Origin of the sequence: Chlamydiifrater phoenicopteri (genome assembly GCF_902807005.1) — a bacterium.
Taxonomy (GTDB): domain Bacteria; phylum Chlamydiota; class Chlamydiia; order Chlamydiales; family Chlamydiaceae; genus Chlamydiifrater; species Chlamydiifrater phoenicopteri.
Genome location: NZ_LR777658.1, coordinates 386,294 through 407,037 on the forward strand (window position 1 = coordinate 386,294; position 20,744 = coordinate 407,037).

Sequence of the window (20,744 nt, forward strand, 5' to 3'; positions counted from 1 at the left end):
TACTTAAAAGGAGTAGTTCATAGATGGAAGGATCGCGTCGCTTTGGTTCCAGGTTTGGATTCATAGTGTCTATGATGGGAATAGCTATTGGAGCTGGAAATATATGGAGATTCCCGAGGATTGTTGCACAAAATCATAGTGGAGCGTTTCTTGTCGCTTGGCTAGCCTTTCTTTTTGTATGGTCTATTCCTCTGATTATTACGGAATTGTCTTTAGGAAAGCTTGCTAGATCCTCCCCCATTAAAGCCTTTGCAAATATTCTTGGAGAGAAATTTGTTGGCTTGGGGGGATTTATAACCGTTGTAACCACTTGTATAGCGGCATATTACTCTGTTGTTGTTGGGTGGGGGTTTTCCTATTTCACTTACTCTATGTTAGGATCTTTAAGTAAGGGTGTCGATTTTTCTGGCCTGTGGGAGGGGTATCAGAAAAGTTTTTGGCCTGTTGCTGCACATTTATTTTCCACAGGAATGGCATATCAGATAGTACGGAAAGGGGTTGTTAATGGGGTTGAACGTTGCAATAGAATTTTGATTCCCGCTTTTTTTGTTTGTTTGCTGTTTTTTCTTCTGCAAGCGTTGTCTCTTCCTCAGTCTTTTGACGGGATGAAGAGCTTGTTTCGTTGTGACTTTAAACATCTTCTACAACTTAATCTATGGATAGAAGCCTTAAGCCAAAACGCTTGGGATACTGGGGCCGGATGGGGTCTTTTATTTGTTTATGCGGGTTTTGCAAGAAAAAAAGAAACCATAGTGTTAGATGGGATTGTAACAGCAGTGTTGAACAACATCGTTTCTTTGCTTATGGCCGTTGTTATTTTTTCTGCAGCTTCTAGCTTGAGCGCCCAAGGGATAGGCGATCTGATTTCTGGGAGAGGAAGTTCTAGTTTGGGGTTGACCTTTATTTATCTACCCTTTCTATTCACGAACTTACCAGGGCCCTCTTGGTTCTCTGGTGTCTTCTCTGCGGTATTCTTTCTTGCCTTTTCAATGGCGGCTTTGTCGTCTATGATCTCTATGCTATTTCTTTTATCAAATTCTCTCGAAGATTTGAGAGTCGCCAAAAGGCACGCCGTTTCTATAGCTTCAGGAATTATCTTTATCTTGGGAGTTCCTTCAGCAATTAGTGCAAAAGTCTTCTTTAATCAAGATTATGTTTGGGGAATAGCGTTAATTATTAATGGGCTGCTTATGATTTTTGCTGCGTACAAATATGGATTAAAAAAGTTAGTAGAAAATGTCACGAACAGTGCCCCCAAGGATATCCGAGTAGGAAATAAATTTATTATCTCTGTAAAATACATAATCCCTCTCTTGGGTATAGGCCTACTGCTATGGTATGTTGGAGAAAGCCTGTTTATTAATAGGCAATGGTGGAACCCCTTTTTTGGGGGCAGTTTTGTTAACTTGCTTTTCCAGTGGGGAGGCGCTTTAGTTATAATACTCTGTTTGTCTCCGGTTTTTCGAAAGATGTTCAATAAAAATTAAAAATAGACAATAAAGCTTTTTTCCAATAACCTTTTCCCCCTTAATTCTCTGTAGTAAACTCTGGAATAGTAGGTTTCTTATGACACACTCTGCCCCTAATCCTTACGCTGCTCCTATGCAAGGACTTGTTGGCGGCTGGAACCCTGTTGAGGCTCACCAGCAGCATCTTGGAGCGGGATTCGTGCAGCAACAGACTCAGCAGTACGAAGCTCTTTGCTCTGAGATGGCTAGTATTAGATCTGGCCTAGAGGAAAGGTGCAGAGTTTCTCAGGAATCAAAAAGAAATTTGGACCTTCTCCGAGATGAGTTGGCGGGGGTCAAAGCTATGGCTATGGAGTTATTTGAAGAAGCAAAACGCTCTCAAACAATATCCTCTAAACCTTCTCCTACCGAGGAGTTGCAGGCTACGGTATACCAAAACAAGCCCGGCTGCTGCGAGAGTTTGTCCGCCCTATTACTTACTATTATAGCGCTTGTATCGATCACTATATTAGCCTGCTGCTTAGTGGCTGCGTGTGGAGGATTCCCTCTGTTAATGACTATATTAAATGCCTGCTCCTTGGGTGCTATTGTTTCTCTACCCATTTTGGCTAGCGTCTCTTCGACTGTCGTGACGTTAAGCATTTTGGCCACCTACATGATTTTGAACGCCCACTCGTACCGTGTGGAACTTAGTAGAGTTCCTAGTAGAGAAGGAACGGACCCATCTCAAAGAGGGTTCTGTATATAGCTATTTTGTAAAAGGAAGCATTTATGACGGCAGTAACAGGAAATACGAGTCAGGTTGGGAAAAAGGGAGCTCTTTTCGTTGGAGATCAGGATGTGGATTCAGAGGTTTCTTCCGCTGGGGGTAATATAGTGAATATCTCTACGGAGACCCTTAGCAGGTTGCTTGCGGCGCGACCCGGAGGGACTAGTGGAGGGGCCGGAGGTTATTTTATGCACTCGGCCGGGGGTATGCCTTTTTGGACTATGCCCTCCCCCTCTGGAGCAGCTTCTCCTGAAGCGTTAGCTCAAGAAATTTCTTTGATACGATCTCAGCTAGCTCAACAGTCTGCAGAAATTAGAGCAATCAAAGAGGATACCTTCTCTATAAGGAAAAATAGCCGCTTTGTCAGACCCTTGCCGACTTCCTCTTGCGGTCCAGTGTTTTTAGCGGCTCTTTTGCTCTCTATTACTCTGGTTGCCGTGGCCGCTATTGTTCTTTGCGTTCTAGGATTGATGGGGATCTTGCCTCAAGTTACTTGTCTAATGCAGGGACAAGCAAATCTTGTTTGGACTATAGTGAGTGCCTCTATAGCTGCTATAATATGTACCATTAGCGTGATAAGTATCAGCCTATACGCCTCTAAACAAGTCCGATACAATTCTTCTATTGGAACAAATTAATTATAAACATTTTTTAATTTTTTAATTAGAAGTTGTTTTTTTATGTTTTTAAACATAAAATAGCCTTATTTTTCTTTGTAGGTAGGTGTTAAAAATGCAGAGAGCCATTCGCCTACTGCTGAACTTGGATTTCGGTGGAGAGTTTAGAACAGGGCTTTTTCTTTGTTTGGGTCTTGTCTGGGGGATTGGCTGCTATGGAACGCTTACTCTTTCCGAGGGACTGTTTCTTGAAAATGTTGGAGCAAGCAAACTCCCCTCCATATACTTCTTTTCTTCCGTGTTTCTTTGTGTTTGTTCAGCGCTCTTTCTCTACAATATGACAAAAAAAAGAGTGTCATCGACTATGCTCTTTGTTCTCTCCGTTGCAGGAATGACAGTTTCTAACATAGTCATGCTAGGCTTCTTTTTATTTAAATCTCCTGCAGAACTTCGAACCGCGTTTTTTGTTTATCGCACCCTGTCTTGGAGTTTAACTGTCTTATCGTACACGACCTTTTGGGGGTTCACAGACCAGTTCTTTGATATCCAAGACGGGAAGAAATATTTTTGCATATTCAATGCCATTATATTTCTAGGAGATGCTTTAGGTAGCGGTAGTATTTCTTGGTTTATAAACCACCTAGGAGTTTCCGGAATTCTTATTAGCTTCATAATATGTCTTATTTGTGTTTTTCCTATAGTAATCTACATATCTAAGTCATTAAATGAGCTTTCCGATGATCATCACCATTACTTAGAAACAGAATATTTCCCCAACTTTTGGCAGTCAGTTAAAATTTGTTTTAAGGATAAATTTACCTTCTACTTGCTAGCCTTCTACTTTCTTATGCAGCTTCTAGCTGTAACGACCGAATTTAACTATATGAAGACCTTTTCTAGGGTTTTTTCTTCTTCAGATTCGGAATACAAGCTAGTCGCCTTCTTGGGAAGCTGCTCCCTTTGGATATCCTTAGGGAATATGATCTTTGCTCTGTTCGCTTACAGCAGAATCGTTAGAAGAATAGGGGTAAGTAATATCATTATGATTGCCCCCTTTTGTTTTTTGAAGTTTTTCATTTTATTTTTGTTTTATGATTCTCTAGGTATTGCAGTTCTTGGAATGATTGCTAGGGAAGGGGTTACTTACGCCTTAGACGACAATAATTTGCAACTGTTAATTTATGGAGTCCCTAATCGCGTTAGAAATCAATTAAGAATAGCTATAGAGTCCTTTTTAGAACCTGTAGGAATGTTGTTTTGTTCTTTCCTTTGTTTCTTATTGGACGCACAAGTTAAATTTAGTCTGCTCATAGCTTCGATTGCTACAGTTGTGGGCTTCACCCTCCGTTCAGAGTATTCAAAGGCGATTTTTATTAATCTTTCATCTCACGTCATTTTGTGGGGAAAAACTTTGAAGGATTGGTTGAAAACTGTCTCTTCAAGAGAGAAACGACAGATCGAACGCCAGTTTCTTATCAATTTAAAACACTCTAGCGAAAAAAACCGGATGTTTGCTTTCCAGAACATCCTAGATATGGGAAATAGAAATCTTCTACCTAGACTTCTAGCAAATATGAATAAATTCAGTTTGCCAAATAAGATCAGGGCTCTAGATATGTTAAAAAACTCTGCATGGGCAAGAGATTCATTAACCATAGAATTTCTTAGGCGATGGAATAATACAATTCCTCATCCAGCAATCAAAGCTGCTATACATTTGTATTTTGCCGAACAATCACTCCTCTCTCCACAAATGGTGCTACCGGATTTAAGAGAAGATAATCGCTCAGACAAACTATTAGCAGCGATCCTTACTGTAAGAAGGTTTTATCGTGAAGGTGAACATAGATTGTTGGCCGACTCCCTTTTAGAAAAATTGCTCAAATCTTCGGATGAAAATGCCTTATTGCTTGGGTTAACAGTTTTAGAATTTGAAAAAAATCCAGGAAACTTAGCAACCATTTTTGAATATACAGACCAATCTTGTATGGAGGTTCGTCTTAAGGTTTGTAGAGCAATCAAAGCATCTATTCGCCCCCATCAAAAAGAGTATTTTAAGACTTTAATAAAGATGTTAAAAGACTGCTCTCATCCTGAAGGAGTAGTAGATTTAATGCACGCAATAGGCGTTATTTTAGATTCTTCAACAGTGAGAGAGTTTTTGTTAACCGCAACAAATTTGAAAGCTAAAGCAAGACGACATGCTGAGCTCATTATAGCAAACCTCAGTGAAGATACAACAGAGAAGCTACTAGAAATATTTACTGATAACACTATGCATAATCGTACGAGGATTCTTTGCGCACGTATTTTAAGTAAAACTTCTCCAGATTCTTTAAAAGAAAATGCTTATCATATTATCAAGACAAAGATACAAAAAGCCTGCTTTTACGCTTATCATAAAGAGATCTTAAGGCAGGCATACCCTAAATATGACCTTTCTTTGCTTCAACATACTCTTCAATCTAATTATGATTCTGAAGTGAATTTCATATTGGAAGTACTAGGATTTATAGGAGGAGCTGAAAGATCGGATATTTTGACCAGAGCGCTTACAGGAAAAAATAAAAAAACTCGAGCGCAAGCTCTAGAATCTTTAGAAAAGCACTGTGATAATGGGTTATTCTCTTTAATAGAGCCCTTGACAATCCCTGATGGTGAGAGGTTTTTTGGTAAAAAATTTTTAAAGATGGGAGGCTCCCCCCTTTCATTAAAAGAGCTTTTACACCACATGGAGTCATCACCTTCTAGACTAAATAAATTAACCGCTAGACAACTTAAAAGAGAGCTTTCCGTTATCGACCCCTCTTATAATCCGTCAACCTGGCAGCAGACAGAGCACTCCGAAGATGCTATGGTTATAAAGGAAAGCTTTTTCCCCATCTAAATATAAGGGTTATTATGACAGCATATTCTATGAATCTGATTGATAAAGCTTTCCTTTTAAAAAAGACTTCCTTTTTTAGTTCCTTAGATATGGATGTTCTTTTAGCGATTGCTGATAGGACCGATAATCTTACTTTTAAGCCAAAATCAGAAATTTTTGAAGTAGGCCAACCAGGATTTAGTCTCTACATTATAGCTGAAGGAACAGTAACCATTAGGGGTGCTTCTAAAGAAATTCTTGATGAACTTAAGCCGGAAGAATGTTTCGGAGAAGAAAGTTTATTTAACAACAGATTTAGAGAATATTCAGCGTTAGCAAAAACCTTCGTTCGAGTGTTAGCTCTTAGTAAGGGGCAGTTTCTAAGTATTTTAGAAGAGTGCCCTTCTGTAGCGTTGTCTATTTTAGAGTTATATTCAAAACAAGTCTCTTTTAGGAGTAGAGAATAAAAAAGCTTCAAAAAAATTTGAAGCTTTTACTCTTTTCCATCTCAAATTAGAAGGCGAAATTACGATTGCTTTGATTGAATAAATTCAATGACATCTCTGACAGTACGAAGGCCTTCCGCTTCTTCTTCAGAAATTTCGAAGTTAAATTTCTCCTCAAAAGTCATAATCAATTCTGTCAAATCAAGGCTATCAGCGTTCAAATCTTCGATGAAAGATTTATCGAGGGTAACCTCTTCTTTGCTTACTCCCAGCTGTTCTACGACAATGTCTATGATTTCTTCTTGTAAACTCATCTATAATTCCTTTTCGATTAATTATATTTTTATTTCACGAAACACTATATCAAGGTCTTTTCTTATTATGAGGTTATTCCTCCGTCAACAGTTATAACTTGAGATGTTATGTAGGAAGACCATGGAGAAGCCAAAAATAACGCTGCCCCAGCAATATCCTCTACAGAACCTAATCGAGCTAGAGGAGTCATTTTTATCCAAGCAGCTTTTAGCTCTTCTTTTAGTACAGCAGTCATATCTGTTTGAATATACCCTGGAGCTATGCAGTTTACTCGAATGTTTCTAGAGCCCACTTCCTTGGCTAAAGCTTTAGAAAAACCTATTATTCCTGCTTTAGATGCGGCATAGTTAGTTTGTCCAGGATTTCCTGTTTTTCCCACAATAGAAGTGATATTTATGATTGACCCTGACCTAGCTTTCATCATATGCCGAATTGCAGAAGAGCAGGTATAAAACACTGAAGATAAATTAGTCTGTATAACAGCATTCCACTCTTCTTCGGACATCTTCATAAGCAGATTATCTTTGGTAATTCCAGCATTGTTTACCAAAATGTCCAATCCCCCATGTCTTTCTAAAAAGCGCGCCATGGCTTCTTGAATTTGAGGGAGAGAGGTTACATCAACTTTAGCATAGGAAACTCCACCGGTATTGCCTAAAGACAAGAGTTCTTCAGCGGCCTTCTGACATCCGCTTTCGTTCGTTCCCCAAATTTCTACCGTTGCTCCGTGCTCTACAAAAGCTTTGGCTATACCAAATCCTATACCTCGGTTTCCTCCTGTAACAATAGCTTTTTTTCCCTCGAGAAAATTTTTCATAAAAGCCCTTTATTGTTTCGTGTTCGATAAAAATTTCTCTATGCTTTTCACGCAACCTATGTTTTCAGTAGGATGTGTAACGCCTATTAGACTATTTATTCCAGACAAAACCTTTCCACACCCCACTTCCAGAAAAGCATCACATTCCGCATCCATTGTTAAACAACCTTGATACCAACGAGTTGGAGATGTTATTTGCCGGAGAAGTTGAGAGCGAAAAATTTCTATAGAATCGCAGAAAGATCCTGAATAATTGGAAATGACTTTAATGGGAGTTTCTCGGATATCCAGTTCTTCTAGGTATGGAACAAGACGATCTTCTGCAGATTGCATAAGAGGAGAGTGAAAAGCGCCAAAAACGTTCAAAGGGACAACTTTTCTTGCTCCAATAGACTTAAATATAGCTATAGATTCATCTATTTTTTCTTTAACACCAGAAATTACAATTTGAGAAGGAGCATTATAGTTCGCTATCCATACATCCCCTATACTGGAAACAGTTTCTTCAACAACTTCAGGAGACAGTCCAATTACAGCAGCCATGCCCCCGCTTGTTTGCAGGCAAGCTTCATTCATAAGCTGGCCCCTCATTTTTATAAGGGGTAAAACATCATCAAAAGAAACAGCGCCAGAAGCTGTAAGGGCTGTGTATTCTCCTAAACTTAGTCCTGCAGTACAATGAACATTAATATCAATGAGTGATTTTATCACAGATAACGTAGCTATACCATGAACATAAATAGCTAGTTGACTATTTGCTGTTTCCAGTAACGTTTCTTTTGGGCCAAAAAACATTAAAGAAGAGAGGTTGAACTTTAGAATATCATCGGCTTTTTCAAAGACTTCTGCTGCTACAGGATAATTTTTTTTAAGATCTTCACCCATGCCAACGTATTGGGAGCCTTGCCCAGAAAATAACATGGCTACTTTCTCTTTCATATTCCTATCCTCGAACCTTATTCAAAATGACAGCTCCCCAAGAAAGCCCCCCTCCAAAAGCGACTAAAAGGAGATTATCATCAAATTCTATAGAGTGTTTAGATAGCAACTCATCTAAAGCTATTCCTACCGATGAAGCAGCAGTATTACCATATTTGCCGACAGTTTTGAAGACTTTTTCTTCGTTAATGTCAAAACGCTTGGCTATGGCATCAATGATTCTTTCATTAGCCTGGTGCGGAACAAGCCAATCTAAGTCTTCCTCATTAAGACCTGCTTTTTCTATACATTCTTTGGCCGCAGATTCCATACGCCGCACAGCGTGCTTGAAAACTTCCTTGCCTTCCATGGTTATATAATGGAGGTCTTTTTCAAGAGTTTCTTTGGAGGCTGGCAGTTTACTTCCTCCAGCGGGAAGGCTTAGTAGATCTGCCATGCTCCCGTCTGCACCAAGGCATACATTGGAAATGCTTAAAGACCCCGGCTGTTCTCTTCCAATAATTGCAGCAGAAGCTCCGTCTCCAAACAAAACGCAGGTGTTGCGATCTCTGTAATTTACAAAAGAGGATAGTTTGTCTGCGGCTATTAGCAATACATTATTATACAATCCAGATTCAACATAAGACTTAGCCACAGAAAGTCCGTAAAGGAACCCTGTACATGCCGCCAAACAATCAAAAGCTGGGATATCCTTTAACTTTAGATAATCTTGAGCTAGAGCAGCACAAGCAGGAAAAATGTAATCGGGAGCTGAAGTGGAAAAAATTATGCAGTCGATACTTTCCTTTGGAATCCCTGCTTTCTCTATAGCTCTTTCAGCCGCTTTAGCTCCCATAGAGGAAGTGCTTTCGTCTTTTTCTGCTATCCTACGTTCTCTCATTCCTGTTCTGGAAACAATCCATTCATTAGATGTATCTACAATCTTTTCTAAATCCGCGTTGGATAAAACTCTTTTAGGAAGGTAAGAACCTGTTGCTAATATTGCTGCTCTTATCTTTTTCACAAAAAACCATCTAAGTAGAAAAAAGAGAAGTATACTAATAGAAGAGTTTATACTCTAACCTTTATTTCAATCTCGACGAACTCTATAAGATTTGTTAACCTAAGCCAGACCCCTATTTGCGTGCGTAAAATAAAATTATGATTAAGTATCCACAGTATTTATTTAGGTTGATTTCTGCTTTAAAGAGACTTCCTGGAATTGGCTATAAAACAGCAGAAAAACTGGCTTTCGAGATGTTATTATGGCCTGAAGAAAAGTTGAAAGAAGTTTCTTCAGCTATTCAAGATGTTTCTGAAGCGGTATCTTTTTGTTCTGAATGCTTCTGTCTAAAAGACGTTCATGATGCGTGTTCCTTTTGCTCTGATCCTGATAGGGAGTCTGAAAAGCTCTGTGTGGTCGCCTCTTGTAAAGACGTTTTTTTGTTAGAGAAGGCTAAAGTGTTTCGAGGAGACTATCACGTCTTGGGCTCCCTGCTGTCTCCTATTACAGGAAAGAAACCTGAGCTTGTTCGTATGCAAATGTTGAAAGAAAGAATACAAAAAAGAAGGTATAAAGAGATTATTATTTCTTTAGATGCAACTCTGGAAGGCGATACAACTGCAATGTTCATAAAAGAAGAACTTCTAGAATACGATGTAGCTATATCTAGGCTAGCCTTGGGAATCCCTATGGGGTTGTCTTTTGACTATGTAGACTCAGGGACATTAGCTAGAGCCTTCTCTGGCAGGAATTCATATTAATCTTGCGCTAAAAGCTTTTGTTTTTCTAAGATCTCGCATTTGGCGCTGTGCGTGAGTGCGTCCGTTATCAAACATCGGGTTTTCTCTCGGTGTTCTGGCGTTTTGCGCCACATTGAAATCGCGTTGAGTCATTGCTCTATAGGTGTCCCATACATGAAAGATAAGCGTAATTTTTTATTTCTACTATTTTTGCTTCAATCTTCCATAACAATGTCTGCAGAACAAATTATTGGGGATAATCGTTCGGTAGTAGATAAAGTCGAGATCGTTGTTGAAGGCAAACGAAACAGATCTAGACACAAAACTCCGGAAATTAAGGTTAAGGAAGGCTCTTTGTTTTCTCAAACAGAGTTTGATAAGGATCTGAGAGATTTATCTAAAGACTATGATAGAGTCGAACCTCAAGTTTCCTTTTCTAACGGTAAAGCTCACCTCAAAGTCATTTTAATAGAAAAGCCTGTAATCCGTAAAATTGAAGTCGTTGGGAATAAAGAGTTTTCTGAATATAAAATTCTGCGCACCTTACAATTAACTCGAGACACCCAATTTGAAAGAGAAAAATTTCTTAAGTCCTTTGAAACGTTGAGAACCTCCTACCTAAAACGAGGCTTTTTTGAATCAGACCTTTCTTACGAGCTAGATCATGATGAAAGCCTAGGAGTCATTGATATTAAAATTAATATTAATGAAGGGGTTTGCGGTAGAATTAAAAAGCTTAAGCTTTGCGGACTAAATAAGTCCGAGCGTAACGATGTTCAAGAATTCATGGTCACTAAAGCTTACAGCCCTTGTTTTAGTTGGTTCACTGGAGCAGGCTTGTATCATCCAGAAATGATCGAGCAAGACGCTTTTGGTGTAACTAACTATCTACAAAATTTGGGTTATGCTGATGCAAAGGTGGAAATTCAGCAAGAGACCGATTGCAAAGGAAACATTATCCTTTGTTTTGATGTGAAGAAAGGTCCAAAATATAGGTTGGGACATGTACACGTAGAAGGTTTTGCTTGCCTGCCGAGAAAAGCCGTGGAAAAGCAAATGTTGGTAGGTTCTGGCGATTTGTTTTGTTCAGAAAAAATTTGGACGAGTTCACAGAAAATCAGAGACTTGTACGCTAAATATGGGTACATTAATGCCAATGTAGACGTTTCCTTTAGCTTACACCCCACCCTCCCTGTATATGACGTTTGTTACTCTGTAACCGAAGGAGAACCCTATAGAGTTGGCCTTATCAAAATTACAGGAAATACGAGAACTAAACAAGATGTCATCCTGCACGAAAGCTGCTTGTTCCCTGGAGACCGCTTTAACAAATCCAATCTAGAGGAAACAGAACAACGACTAAGAAATACAGGTTACTTTAATAGTGTAAGCGTTTATACCGTTCGCTCTCAACTAGATCCTTTAAACGTATCAGAGCAATATCGAGATATTTATGTAGATGTTTCTGAAACTTCAACAGGTAACTTAGGATTGTTCTTAGGATTCAGTTCCTTGGACAATTTGTTCGGTGGAGTAGAGCTTTCGGAAAGCAACTTTTATCTGTTGGGTATCCGCAACTTTCTTAGTGAAGGGTTCCGTTGTTTGAGAGGTGGTGGAGAGTATCTTTTCTTGAAAGCAAATTTTGGAGAAAAGGTCACAGATTACACCATAAAGTGGACAAAGCCTCACTTTCTTAATACCCCCTGGATTCTAGGCGTGGAATTAGATAAATCTATCAATAGAGCTTTGTCTAAAGATTATGAAGTAGAGACATACGGTGGAAATGTCAGTACTACTTATATCATAACCAAAAACCTTCGTTACGGATTGTACTATCGAGGTAGCCAGACCAGCTTGGAGCGTAAAAACAAACAAGATCTTGTGGGTCCAGATCCCTCCACAAACAAAGGATTTGTTTCTGCAGCAGGAACACATCTAATTTATGATTCCGTTTCTCCTCCAAGGAATCCTAAAAATGGGGTTCGAGCTAATGTGAATTTTGAAATTTCTGGATTGGGAGGCACCTACCACTTTACAAAACTCAAGCTTTCAGGTTCTGTTTACAGACAGCTGACCAAAAAAGGAGTCTTAAAACTCCGTGGAGAAGCTCAGTTTATTAAACCGTTTAGTGACACAACCATTGACGGAGTGCCTATTAGTGAGCGATTCTTCTTAGGAGGAGAAACTACTGTTAGAGGGTATAAATCCTTTATCATTGGTCCAAAGTATTCTGAAAATGAGCCTAAAGGAGGACTCACTTCTCTTCTTATCTCCGAAGAGTTTCAGTATCCTCTGGTGACACAGCCCAATGTAAGCGCCTTTGTATTTATGGACTCCGGTTTTGTAGGCCTAGAAGAATACAAAATTGATATTAAGGAATTAAGAGGAAGTGCTGGATTTGGGCTGCGCTTTGATGTAATGAACAATGTTCCAGTCATGATGGGATTTGGCTGGCCTTTCCGACCAACAGAGATCTTTGAAGGTAAAAAGATTGATGTTACACAAAGATTCTTCTTTGCTTTGGGAGGAATGTTCTAGATAGGGATATACTAGATTATTATCTAAAAATAGCTTTTAAAAACTTCTAGATTTTCAGGATGTTATGAAGAAGATATTATTTGTTGCCCTCCTTGTAGGCTCTCTTGGGATCTCGTCTTACGGAGATGACTGTAGGCTAGGTTATGTTAGCTTAAAGCGATGCATAGAAGATTCCGAGCTAGGGAAAAAAGAAACCTCTGAATTGGAAATGCTAAAGAAACAGTTTGCTTCCAATGCAGAGCAAATGGAAAAAGAGCTGACGTCCCTATACGAAAAACTTCAAGATGAAGATTATATGGAAAGCCTTTCTTCTTCTGCTGCAGAGGAGCTACAGAAAAAGTTTGAAGAACTTTCACAGGAATATAATGTCTACCAGAATCAATCTTATCAGCTACTTAATCAACACAACTACAAAAGAATACAAAAGCTAATACAAGAAGTTAAGGTGGCTTCGGAAAAAGTACGCAAAGAAAAGAAATTGCAAGTGGTTTTTAATGAAGAGGCCATTTTAGCAACAACAGAGAGCCTCGACATTACTGATGAAGTTATAAAAGCTTTGGATGCGACAATAGCTTCGCATAAATGATAAGAACCCCCCACCTCAAGGATGAAAGATGAAGTCTTGCTACACCCTCAAAGAATTGGCAGAAATCTGCGGATTGCAGTTGCAGGGAGATCCAGAGATTTTAATTTCTGGCGTAGAAGAGATTGAGAAAGCTCAAAGCACACAAATATCATTTGTTGAAAATGAACGTTATCGACGTTTCTTGAACAAGACTCAAGCGGGAGCCATTATTATTTCCTCTCAAGAAGCCTCTAAAGCAGAAGGAACTAAAAAGAACTTTCTGATTAGCCCTACCCCCTCTTTGTCATTTCAACAAGTTATAGAACTTTTTATTTCTGAAACCGATAATGGCTTCACAGGCGTTTCTCCCTCAGCAACTATACATGAGACTGTGGTTTTAGGGAAAAATGTTCTGATAGAACCCCAAGCTGTTATATGCAAAGGTGTGGTTATTGGGGATAATTGCCATATCGGTGCAGGCTGTTTTATCGGAGCAGAAACAGTTCTTGGAAATAATTGTTGTATACATCCTCGAGCAGTCGTCAGAGAGCGCGTGCTAATAGGTAACAATGTGCTTATTCAATCCGGGGCTGTGATAGGGTCTTGTGGTTTTGGATATAGCATGGATAAATCGGGAAACCATGTTCATCTAAAACATTTAGGAAAAGTTGTTCTTGAGGACAATGTCGAGATAGGAGCAAATACTACCATTGACAGAGGACGCTTTAAAGAAACCATTGTAAGACAAGGCACGAAAATAGACAACCTTGTGCAAATAGCGCATCAAGTGGAGGTTGGTAAGCATTCCATTATAGTCTCTTTGTCTGGAATCGCCGGGTCAACAAAAATTGGAAATAGAGTCGTCGTTGGTGGGCAGACAGGCATTGCTGGACACATTTCTGTTTGCGATAACGTCATGCTTATGGCTCAAACAGGCGTTTCAAAAACTATATCCTCTCCAGGTGTTTATGGCGGAGCCCCAGCAAGACCTTATGAGGAAATTCACAAAATTATAGCCAAAACTCGCAATCTTCCAAAGATGGACGCTAGGATCGGTCTTTTGGAAAAACAGCTGGAAGATATAAAGCAAAAACTTTTGGTTCTTAATACTACAAGATAGTTTGGATATATTTTCTTGTTTGTTTTTCTCTAAAAGTCCCCTCTTGGAGGTTTCTCATTTCATTAGTGTGTTTTCTTAAATCTATTGTATTGATACACTTCCGGCGTTTTGTGAGTTTTAGTTCTCTTTTTCACACACTTTCCAGCTAGTTAGAGTATCTAAAACTCCTCTTGTGTAAGATGTTGTTTGATGCCGTTTATGAGTATATCGCCATTAGGAAACCAACCGTCGCACCCGTCTCCAGAAAAAAAACAAGCCAAAGATGAAAACTTTTTTCAACAAGTTGGACGAGTTTCTGGGGTGGCTCTAACGGTTTTGGGAATAATGGGCGCCGCTCTAGGTGTGGGCGGAGGGCTTGGAGGAATCGTTTCTGGAGGTTGTGTTCTCTTGGGAGGAGCTTTAGTCGGAGTGTTTTCTTCTGGAACTTTGCAACAATCTACTTCCACAGCTAGTCTTGAAAAAGACGACTAATCAAACTCCTTCCTATTGCTGAATCGAACAATGCAATAAATGCTTTCCGTCTAATATTTTTTTTATTTTTTCTAAAATACTCTTCAAAATTTCTTCCTATAGAAGAATTTCAAAAAAAGACTAGGTTTTTTCTCTATGAATTAAACTTGTTTTTTGTCTTTCTGCTTTTTATACTTTGTCTTGTTGTTTAAGGAGTTTTTTCTAACGAATGGATAAAGCTTATAATTTATCAGACCAGCCTACTCTAAATATCTCTTCCATAGATTCAACCGAAGAGAGCGTTCGCGGAATAGTAGATTCTTTGGGAGTAGCGTCCTGCTTGGATATGCTTAAAAATATGCTTCGAATCAGAGAATTTGAAACAAGAGGAGAAGCAGCCTATCTCGAAGGCCTTGTGGGAGGGTTTTATCACTCCTATAGCGGAGAGGAAGCCATAGCCACAGCAGCTATCGCTATAGGAGGCAAGGGGCACTACTTTTTTGCTTCTTATCGTTGCCATGCTGTAGCTCTTCTTTTAGAGGTGTCTATCCCTTCTATGGCTGCAGAGTTATTAGGCAGATCAACGGGATGTGCTCTAGGAAGGGGCGGTTCTATGCATATGTGCGGGCCTAATTTTCCCGGAGGATTTGGTATTGTTGGAGGGCATGTTCCCCTAGCTATGGGAGGAGCTTTTACAAGCAAGTATCTCGGTCAAAATAAAGCTTCTTTGTGTTTCATTGGAGACGGCGCTGTGGCTCAAGGAACCGTTCACGAAACATTAAATTTCGCCTCTTTGCATGATTTACCTTTGATGCTTATCATTGAGAATAATGGCTGGGGAATGGGCACGGCCTTAAAAAGAGCCATTTCACTGTGCCCTATAGGAGAAAGTTTAGCCTCCCCCTACAAAATAAAATCCCTTACGATTAATGGCTTTGATTTGTTCAATTGTTTGCTGGGGTTTAAAGCCGCTTTTGATTACGTTCAAAATGAGCAAAAACCTTTAGTAATAGAAAGCCTATGTTCCCGGTTCCGTGGACATTCTATTTCAGATCCTAACTTGTATCGTTCCAAAAGTGATATGCAAGAAATCCTAAAAAAAGACCCTATTTTGCACACGAAGGAATTGTTTATAAAAGTTGGTTTATTATCCGAAGATGATTTTGAGAAAATGCGCAAGGATTGTAGAGAAGAAGTTATAGAAGCTTTTCAACTAGCAAAAGAAGCTCCTTACCCCTCCCCCGCTCAATTGGAAGAAGGTGTTTATGCATAAAGAAAACAAAATCTTAACAATCCGAGATGCTATAAGAGAAGCCATTGATGAAGAAATGGAAAGAGATCAAGGTGTTTTCGTTATAGGAGAGGAGGTTGGAGAATACAATGGGGCATACAAAGTAACCAAGGGCTTATTAGATAAATGGGGCCCTAAACGCATTATAGACACCCCTATCAGCGAGGCTGCATTTTCAGGTCTTGCCATAGGTGCCGCTATGACAGGACTGAGGCCTATAGTAGAATTCATGAGCTGGAACTTTTCTTTTGTTGCTGCGGATCAAATTATCTCCCATGCGGCAAAAATGCATTATATGACCGGCGGACTCTTTTCTGTTCCTATTGTTTTCAGGGGGCCCAATGGAGCAGCTGCACAGGTCTCTTGCCAACATTCGCATTGCGTGGAAGCTTTATATGCCAATTTACCGGGACTTATTGTTGTTTCGCCAGCTACTCCCCGTGATGCTAAAGGGTTATTAAAAAGCGCAGTAAGAAATAATAATCCTGTACTTTTCTTAGAAAATGAGCTTATGTATCACGTAGAAGGCGAGGTTCCTTCTGGAGAAGTGTTAGAACCTATAGGTCAAGCTAAGGTTCTACAGGAAGGCACAGACTTAACTATTGTAACTTACAGCAGAATGGTATCTATTGTGACAGAAGCTGCCTCTCAGTTAAAAAGAGAACAAGGTTTATCTGTAGAAATAATAGATTTACGTACTATAAAGCCTCTAGACGTCTCTACGATCTTATCGTCAATAAAAAAGACCAACAGATGTCTTGTAGTGGAGGAGGGACACTATTTCGCCGGAATAGGAGCGGAGGTTAGTGCAACAATTATGGAGTTTGGCTTTGATTACCTCGATTCTCCAGTATTAAGAGTGTGTCAAAAAGAGACCCCTATGCCCTATTCATCAGCTTTAGAAGCAGAAACATTGCCTAATGTTTCAAGGGTTAAAGATGCCGTTAATAAACTTTTAAGGTAGAAGCTCATGCTAACGTTATTGAATATGCCTAAGCTTTCTCCTACTATGGAGAAAGGGACTATTGTAAAATGGCATAAAAAAGAAGGAGACTCTGTTAAGGCCGGAGATGTTCTTTTAGAAATAGCCACGGACAAAGCAGTTCTGGAACACGCCGCCATAGATGATGGCTTTGTCCGGGCCCTTCTTGTTCATGAAAAAGATAAGGTGTCTGTAGGTTCCCCAATTTTATTGATTTCTTCTGATCCTGAAGAACCTTTCAATTTAGAAGAGCTACTACCCAAAGAAGAAAAAGAAAACAACAGTGCACAGAGTTCTGCTGCTAAGGCTGCAGAGCTTTCTTCCTCTAATGATCAACATCCTGTTGCATCAATCTCTATGATGACTTTCTCTCCGGAGCCTCCTCTGAAGACTTCATTTAAAATCCCTTCCGAAAACAAAATATTAGCCTCGCCGTTAGCAAAATCTATAGCTAGGGAACGAAACTTAGATTTATCTAAAGTAGCCGGTAGCGGCCCTGGAGGAAGAATTCTAAAGAGAGATTTGGAAGGAGCGCCTCAAAGCAGCCCTTTAGGATCAGCTTGGCGTCAAGAGGAAACTGTTCATCCGGGATCTTATGAGAGAGAGGATCTATCTCCCATGAGAGAAGTCATTTCTCTTAGATTACAAGCATCAAAAAATTCAATTCCTCACTTTTACGTCAGACAAAAGATCAATACCACGGCTCTTGCAATTTTAAGAAAGCAATTGTCTGATGAGGGTTTGAAGTTTTCTTTTAATGATTTCATTTTGCGGGCCTGTGCCATGACATTAAGGGAATTTCCTAGTATTAATGCTGGTTTTGATAGTGCGAGCAACCAAATCATTAAATTTTCTACTATAGATATTTCTGTGGCTGTTTCCGTAGATAATGGACTTATTACTCCCATAGTAAGATGTGCTGATAGAAAGGATCTAACGGTCATATCCTCAGAAGTGAAAGCTCTTGCTAAAAAGGCAAAAAGCGGTAAATTACAAGACTATGAGTACAAGGGAGGTTCTTTTACTCTGTCGAATTTGGGTATGACAGGCATTACAGAATTTGTGGCTATTATAAATCCTCCGCAAGCAGCAATCCTAGCTGTCGGTGGTATAGAACAAGAGCCTGTTGTAATTAATGATCAAATTGTTATAGGAAGCACCTGCTGTCTAACGCTTTCAGTTGATCATAGAGTTATAGATGGTATGGAAGCAGCACTTTTCATGAAAAGACTACAACACTTCCTTGAGAATCCAGCATTATTACTCTTAAAGTAAAGTTTTCTTTATAGATCCCTTTTTAGAGATCCTCGCGTATATGAGGATCTTATTTCTGCTATGACTGAGCTTTGTAAGGAACATGCCAGATGTTGTCTGCGTAATCCTTAATAGTTCGATCGCTAGAAAAATATCCCATTCCTGCAGTGTTATAGATAGACTTTTTTGCCCACTCAGTTCGGTTTTTAAATAATTCTGAAGCACCTTTATGGGTTTGATCATAAGAATCAAAGTCAGCTAAAACAAAATAGGAATCTCCTTCATTCAATAGTTTATTAACGATAGGTTTAAACAGATCTCTGTCTTCCTGACAGAAAAATCCTTCATAGATAAGGTCTAATATTTTCTTTATTTTTGGATTGGTTTCATAAATAGCCCGTGGATCATATGTTGTTCGCATAGAGCTTATTTCACTTTCCGTTAATCCGAAAATAAACATATTTTCAAGCTTCAAATAGTCTCTCATTTCTATGTTGGCTCCGTCCATAGTACCTATAGTTAACGCTCCATTCATAGCGAACTTCATATTACCTGTTCCGGAAGCTTCCATCCCTGCCGTAGATATTTGTTCTGACAGTTCAGCAGCAGGAATGATGACCTCTGCTACGGACACTCTATAATTAGGAATAAAGACTATTTTTAGAAAATCTGAAACGGTAGAGTCATTATTGACAACCTCTGCAACAGAATTGATTAATTTAATAATCAGTTTCGCAAAAAAATATCCTGGAGCAGCTTTTCCACCAAAAATAATAGTTTTTGGAATAGGGGCAGAAACTAGATTCTCTTTAAGATCTATGTAATCCCCTATCACCCTTAAAATATTGAGCAGCTGTCTCTTGTATTCGTGAATTCTTTTTATATGACAGTCAAACATTGACGATGGGTTAACTGTAGTGCCTACTTCATCAAAAATACGTCTAGCCAGAGTATTTTTATTCAGAATTTTTATAGCCTCCCACCTATCTCTAAAACTAGCGTCTTCAGCCATAGGGTGTAGTTTTTCCAAAAGAGATAAGTTTGTAATCCAACCATCACCTAAAACCTCTGTTAGTAAATTAGATAACAATGGATTACAGAGAGCCAGCCATCTTCTGGGGGTTACCCCATTAGTGACATTAATAAACTTCTCCTTATTGATAGCAGAAAAATCAGAAAACAGGGTTGTACGTAATAACTCAGAGTGAAAAGCTGATACTCCATTTACTTTGGACGAGCCTACAATAGCCAACGTCGCCATACTAATTCGTTTCTCTTTCCCGTTTTCTTCTATGATGGATAACTGTTTTTTCTTTGATTCATCATTAGGAAAATCTTCGTTAACTGTTTGCAACCATCTAGAATTAATTTCTTGAATAATTTCTAGATGTCTAGGAAGAAGTTTAGCAAAAAGCTCTATAGGCCACCGTTCTAAAGCTTCAGGAAGGATTGTGTGATTTGTATAATTAAAAATTTCTTTGGTCATCTGCCATGCTTTATCCCATGGCAGCTCCTCCCTATCTACCAAAAGATGCATCATTTCAGCTATTCCCAAAGCAGGGTGTGTGTCATTGAGTTGAATAGAAACCTTTTCAGGTAGCTTTTCAAGATGAATGTATGCTTTTGTATATCTACGAAGGATATCTTGAATGGTGGAAGATATCAAAAAATATTCTTGTTTCAACCGAAGTTCTTGTCCTTCAGAAATAGAGTCATTGGGGTATAAAACTCTCGAGATGTTTTCAGCCAATGCTATATCTTCTATAGCTCTAATGTAATCTCCATGATTAAAGTAGCTAAATTCAAATCCTTGAGGAGACTGAGCTTGCCATAGACGCAGGGTATTAACAGTAGTATTCCCATATCCAGGAACAGGCACATCGTATGCCATAGCTAACACTTCACTAGTCTCTGTCCATTCTGCAATGTTTCTCCCTCTTTCGTCTGTATAATGGCTGACTTTTCCATAAAATTTTACTGGATATAAGTACTCTCCTCTGCATATTTCCCAAGGATTCCCATATCTCAACCACTCATCAGGAGCTTCTACTTGATAACCCTCGATAATTTTTTGATGAAAAATTCCATAATCATAACGAATCCCATATCCGTAAGCAGGGATCCCTAATGTTGCCATGGAATCTAAAAAGCAAGCCGCTAAACGTCCTAGTCCTCCATTCCCTAATCCGGCATCGGACTCCATTTCTGAAAGACGATCTAAGTCATACCCGAGCTGTTTTACAGCTTCGCTCACTATATTCAAAAGACCTAGGTTAAACAGATTAGACTTAAGACTTCTCCCCAATAAGAACTCCATAGAAATATAATAAACTCGCTTAGAATCTTCTTTGTAATACTGACTTTGAGTTTCAAGCCAACCTTTTGCTAGCCACTCCATAACCGTTTCTGATACAGCAGAAAAAATTTCTCTATCAGAAGCTGTCTCTGGTTGTTGAACGATACCTAATTGTAATCTATTAAGTATGGCTTTTTTCATGCTCTCTACAGAAACAGCCTTCTTATCAAAACTATTTTCTTCCATACCTAAGAATCCTCAACTTTAAGATCGCATGACTAAATTAAT

18 protein-coding genes are annotated in these 20,744 nt (G+C 39.1%); 13 read left to right on the forward strand and 5 right to left on the reverse strand.

Annotated elements, in window-relative coordinates:
- The first annotated feature begins 23 nt into the window (after positions 1 to 23).
- The 5 genes from KJA58_RS01675 (at position 24) to KJA58_RS01695 (ending at position 6,188) form a co-directional block, all read left to right on the forward strand.
- Positions 24 to 1,487 carry a sodium-dependent transporter gene (locus KJA58_RS01675; RefSeq protein WP_213357734.1) on the forward strand — a complete coding sequence of 488 codons (1,464 nt, stop codon included), beginning with the start codon at positions 24 to 26 and terminating at the stop codon, positions 1,485 to 1,487.
- A gap of 79 nt (positions 1,488 to 1,566) precedes the next feature.
- Positions 1,567 to 2,217 (forward strand): inclusion membrane protein IncB, encoded by a 651-nt coding sequence (incB, locus tag KJA58_RS01680; protein WP_213357735.1) that lies wholly within the window; start codon positions 1,567 to 1,569, stop codon positions 2,215 to 2,217.
- 23 nt (positions 2,218 to 2,240) lie between these two features.
- Positions 2,241 to 2,876, forward strand: coding sequence for a hypothetical protein (locus KJA58_RS01685; RefSeq protein WP_213357736.1), 636 nt, complete (start codon positions 2,241 to 2,243; stop codon positions 2,874 to 2,876).
- A gap of 94 nt (positions 2,877 to 2,970) precedes the next feature.
- Positions 2,971 to 5,742: an MFS transporter gene (locus KJA58_RS01690; RefSeq protein WP_213357737.1), complete on the forward strand. Its 2,772-nt coding sequence runs from the start codon at positions 2,971 to 2,973 to the stop codon at positions 5,740 to 5,742.
- 29 nt (positions 5,743 to 5,771) lie between these two features.
- A complete protein-coding gene (locus tag KJA58_RS01695; protein WP_213358362.1) occupies positions 5,772 to 6,188 on the forward strand; it encodes a cyclic nucleotide-binding domain-containing protein in 417 nt (138 codons plus the stop codon).
- A gap of 59 nt (positions 6,189 to 6,247) precedes the next feature.
- Here the strand turns inward: KJA58_RS01695 and acpP are convergent, their stop codons facing one another.
- The 4 genes from acpP to KJA58_RS01715 all read right to left on the reverse strand — a co-directional run bounded on the left by acpP (position 6,248) and on the right by KJA58_RS01715 (position 9,241).
- Positions 6,248 to 6,481 carry an acyl carrier protein gene (gene acpP, locus KJA58_RS01700; protein WP_213318382.1) on the reverse strand — a complete coding sequence of 78 codons (234 nt, stop codon included), beginning with the start codon at positions 6,479 to 6,481 and terminating at the stop codon, positions 6,248 to 6,250.
- A gap of 65 nt (positions 6,482 to 6,546) precedes the next feature.
- Positions 6,547 to 7,299 carry a 3-oxoacyl-ACP reductase FabG gene (gene fabG / locus KJA58_RS01705; protein WP_213357738.1) on the reverse strand — a complete coding sequence of 251 codons (753 nt, stop codon included), beginning with the start codon at positions 7,297 to 7,299 and terminating at the stop codon, positions 6,547 to 6,549.
- A gap of 9 nt (positions 7,300 to 7,308) precedes the next feature.
- Positions 7,309 to 8,238 carry an ACP S-malonyltransferase gene (fabD, locus tag KJA58_RS01710; protein WP_213357739.1) on the reverse strand — a complete coding sequence of 310 codons (930 nt, stop codon included), beginning with the start codon at positions 8,236 to 8,238 and terminating at the stop codon, positions 7,309 to 7,311.
- A 4-nt stretch (positions 8,239 to 8,242) separates the two neighbouring features.
- Positions 8,243 to 9,241 (reverse strand): beta-ketoacyl-ACP synthase III, encoded by a 999-nt coding sequence (locus tag KJA58_RS01715; RefSeq protein WP_213357740.1) that lies wholly within the window; start codon positions 9,239 to 9,241, stop codon positions 8,243 to 8,245.
- Between the two features lie 137 nt (positions 9,242 to 9,378).
- On the opposite strand from KJA58_RS01715, the gene recR reads away from it, so the two are divergent.
- The 8 genes from recR to KJA58_RS01755 all read left to right on the forward strand — a co-directional run bounded on the left by recR (position 9,379) and on the right by KJA58_RS01755 (position 18,181).
- Complete coding sequence (gene recR / locus KJA58_RS01720; RefSeq protein ID WP_213357741.1) at positions 9,379 to 9,981, forward strand: recombination mediator RecR; 603 nt, start codon at positions 9,379 to 9,381, stop codon at positions 9,979 to 9,981.
- Between the two features lie 153 nt (positions 9,982 to 10,134).
- The gene (gene bamA / locus KJA58_RS01725; protein WP_213358363.1) at positions 10,135 to 12,498 is read left to right on the forward strand and encodes an outer membrane protein assembly factor BamA; all 2,364 of its coding nucleotides are present in this window, start codon (positions 10,135 to 10,137) and stop codon (positions 12,496 to 12,498) included.
- Positions 12,499 to 12,562: 64 nt separating this feature from the next.
- A complete protein-coding gene (locus KJA58_RS01730) occupies positions 12,563 to 13,084 on the forward strand; it encodes an OmpH/Skp family outer membrane protein (protein ID WP_213357742.1) in 522 nt (173 codons plus the stop codon).
- A gap of 28 nt (positions 13,085 to 13,112) precedes the next feature.
- Positions 13,113 to 14,183 carry a UDP-3-O-(3-hydroxymyristoyl)glucosamine N-acyltransferase gene (gene lpxD, locus KJA58_RS01735; protein WP_213357743.1) on the forward strand — a complete coding sequence of 357 codons (1,071 nt, stop codon included), beginning with the start codon at positions 13,113 to 13,115 and terminating at the stop codon, positions 14,181 to 14,183.
- Between the two features lie 198 nt (positions 14,184 to 14,381).
- Positions 14,382 to 14,654 (forward strand): hypothetical protein, encoded by a 273-nt coding sequence (locus KJA58_RS01740; protein ID WP_213357744.1) that lies wholly within the window; start codon positions 14,382 to 14,384, stop codon positions 14,652 to 14,654.
- Between the two features lie 208 nt (positions 14,655 to 14,862).
- Positions 14,863 to 15,906, forward strand: a complete 1,044-nt coding sequence (locus KJA58_RS01745) for a thiamine pyrophosphate-dependent enzyme (RefSeq protein ID WP_213357745.1) — start codon at positions 14,863 to 14,865, stop codon at positions 15,904 to 15,906.
- Positions 15,899 to 16,888, forward strand: coding sequence for a pyruvate dehydrogenase complex E1 component subunit beta (locus KJA58_RS01750; RefSeq protein WP_213357746.1), 990 nt, complete (start codon positions 15,899 to 15,901; stop codon positions 16,886 to 16,888). Before KJA58_RS01745 ends, KJA58_RS01750 begins: the two co-directional genes overlap by 8 nt.
- A gap of 6 nt (positions 16,889 to 16,894) precedes the next feature.
- The gene (locus tag KJA58_RS01755) at positions 16,895 to 18,181 is read left to right on the forward strand and encodes a pyruvate dehydrogenase complex dihydrolipoamide acetyltransferase (RefSeq protein ID WP_213357747.1); all 1,287 of its coding nucleotides are present in this window, start codon (positions 16,895 to 16,897) and stop codon (positions 18,179 to 18,181) included.
- A gap of 58 nt (positions 18,182 to 18,239) precedes the next feature.
- On the opposite strand, the gene KJA58_RS01760 is transcribed toward KJA58_RS01755, so the two are convergent.
- A complete protein-coding gene (locus tag KJA58_RS01760; RefSeq protein ID WP_213357748.1) occupies positions 18,240 to 20,702 on the reverse strand; it encodes a glycogen/starch/alpha-glucan phosphorylase in 2,463 nt (820 codons plus the stop codon).
- Between the last annotated feature and the right edge of the window lie 42 nt (positions 20,703 to 20,744).

Excerpts from the sequence above, each read along its gene's own strand:
- KJA58_RS01675 (WP_213357734.1), top strand. The coding sequence starts at position 24 with ATGGAAGGATCGCGTCGCTTTGGTTCCAGGTTTGGATTCATAGTGTCT.
- incB (WP_213357735.1), top strand. The coding sequence starts at position 1,567 with ATGACACACTCTGCCCCTAATCCTTACGCTGCTCCTATGCAAGGACTT.
- KJA58_RS01685 (WP_213357736.1), top strand. The coding sequence starts at position 2,241 with ATGACGGCAGTAACAGGAAATACGAGTCAGGTTGGGAAAAAGGGAGCT.
- KJA58_RS01690 (WP_213357737.1), top strand. The coding sequence starts at position 2,971 with ATGCAGAGAGCCATTCGCCTACTGCTGAACTTGGATTTCGGTGGAGAG.
- KJA58_RS01695 (WP_213358362.1), top strand. The coding sequence starts at position 5,772 with ATGAATCTGATTGATAAAGCTTTCCTTTTAAAAAAGACTTCCTTTTTT.
- acpP (WP_213318382.1), bottom strand. The coding sequence starts at position 6,481 with ATGAGTTTACAAGAAGAAATCATAGACATTGTCGTAGAACAGCTGGGA.
- fabG (WP_213357738.1), bottom strand. The coding sequence starts at position 7,299 with ATGAAAAATTTTCTCGAGGGAAAAAAAGCTATTGTTACAGGAGGAAAC.
- fabD (WP_213357739.1), bottom strand. The coding sequence starts at position 8,238 with ATGAAAGAGAAAGTAGCCATGTTATTTTCTGGGCAAGGCTCCCAATAC.
- recR (WP_213357741.1), top strand. The coding sequence starts at position 9,379 with ATGATTAAGTATCCACAGTATTTATTTAGGTTGATTTCTGCTTTAAAG.
- bamA (WP_213358363.1), top strand. The coding sequence starts at position 10,135 with ATGAAAGATAAGCGTAATTTTTTATTTCTACTATTTTTGCTTCAATCT.
- KJA58_RS01730 (WP_213357742.1), top strand. The coding sequence starts at position 12,563 with ATGAAGAAGATATTATTTGTTGCCCTCCTTGTAGGCTCTCTTGGGATC.
- lpxD (WP_213357743.1), top strand. The coding sequence starts at position 13,113 with ATGAAGTCTTGCTACACCCTCAAAGAATTGGCAGAAATCTGCGGATTG.
- KJA58_RS01740 (WP_213357744.1), top strand. The coding sequence starts at position 14,382 with ATGAGTATATCGCCATTAGGAAACCAACCGTCGCACCCGTCTCCAGAA.
- KJA58_RS01745 (WP_213357745.1), top strand. The coding sequence starts at position 14,863 with ATGGATAAAGCTTATAATTTATCAGACCAGCCTACTCTAAATATCTCT.
- KJA58_RS01750 (WP_213357746.1), top strand. The coding sequence starts at position 15,899 with ATGCATAAAGAAAACAAAATCTTAACAATCCGAGATGCTATAAGAGAA.
- KJA58_RS01755 (WP_213357747.1), top strand. The coding sequence starts at position 16,895 with ATGCTAACGTTATTGAATATGCCTAAGCTTTCTCCTACTATGGAGAAA.
- KJA58_RS01760 (WP_213357748.1), bottom strand. The coding sequence starts at position 20,702 with ATGGAAGAAAATAGTTTTGATAAGAAGGCTGTTTCTGTAGAGAGCATG.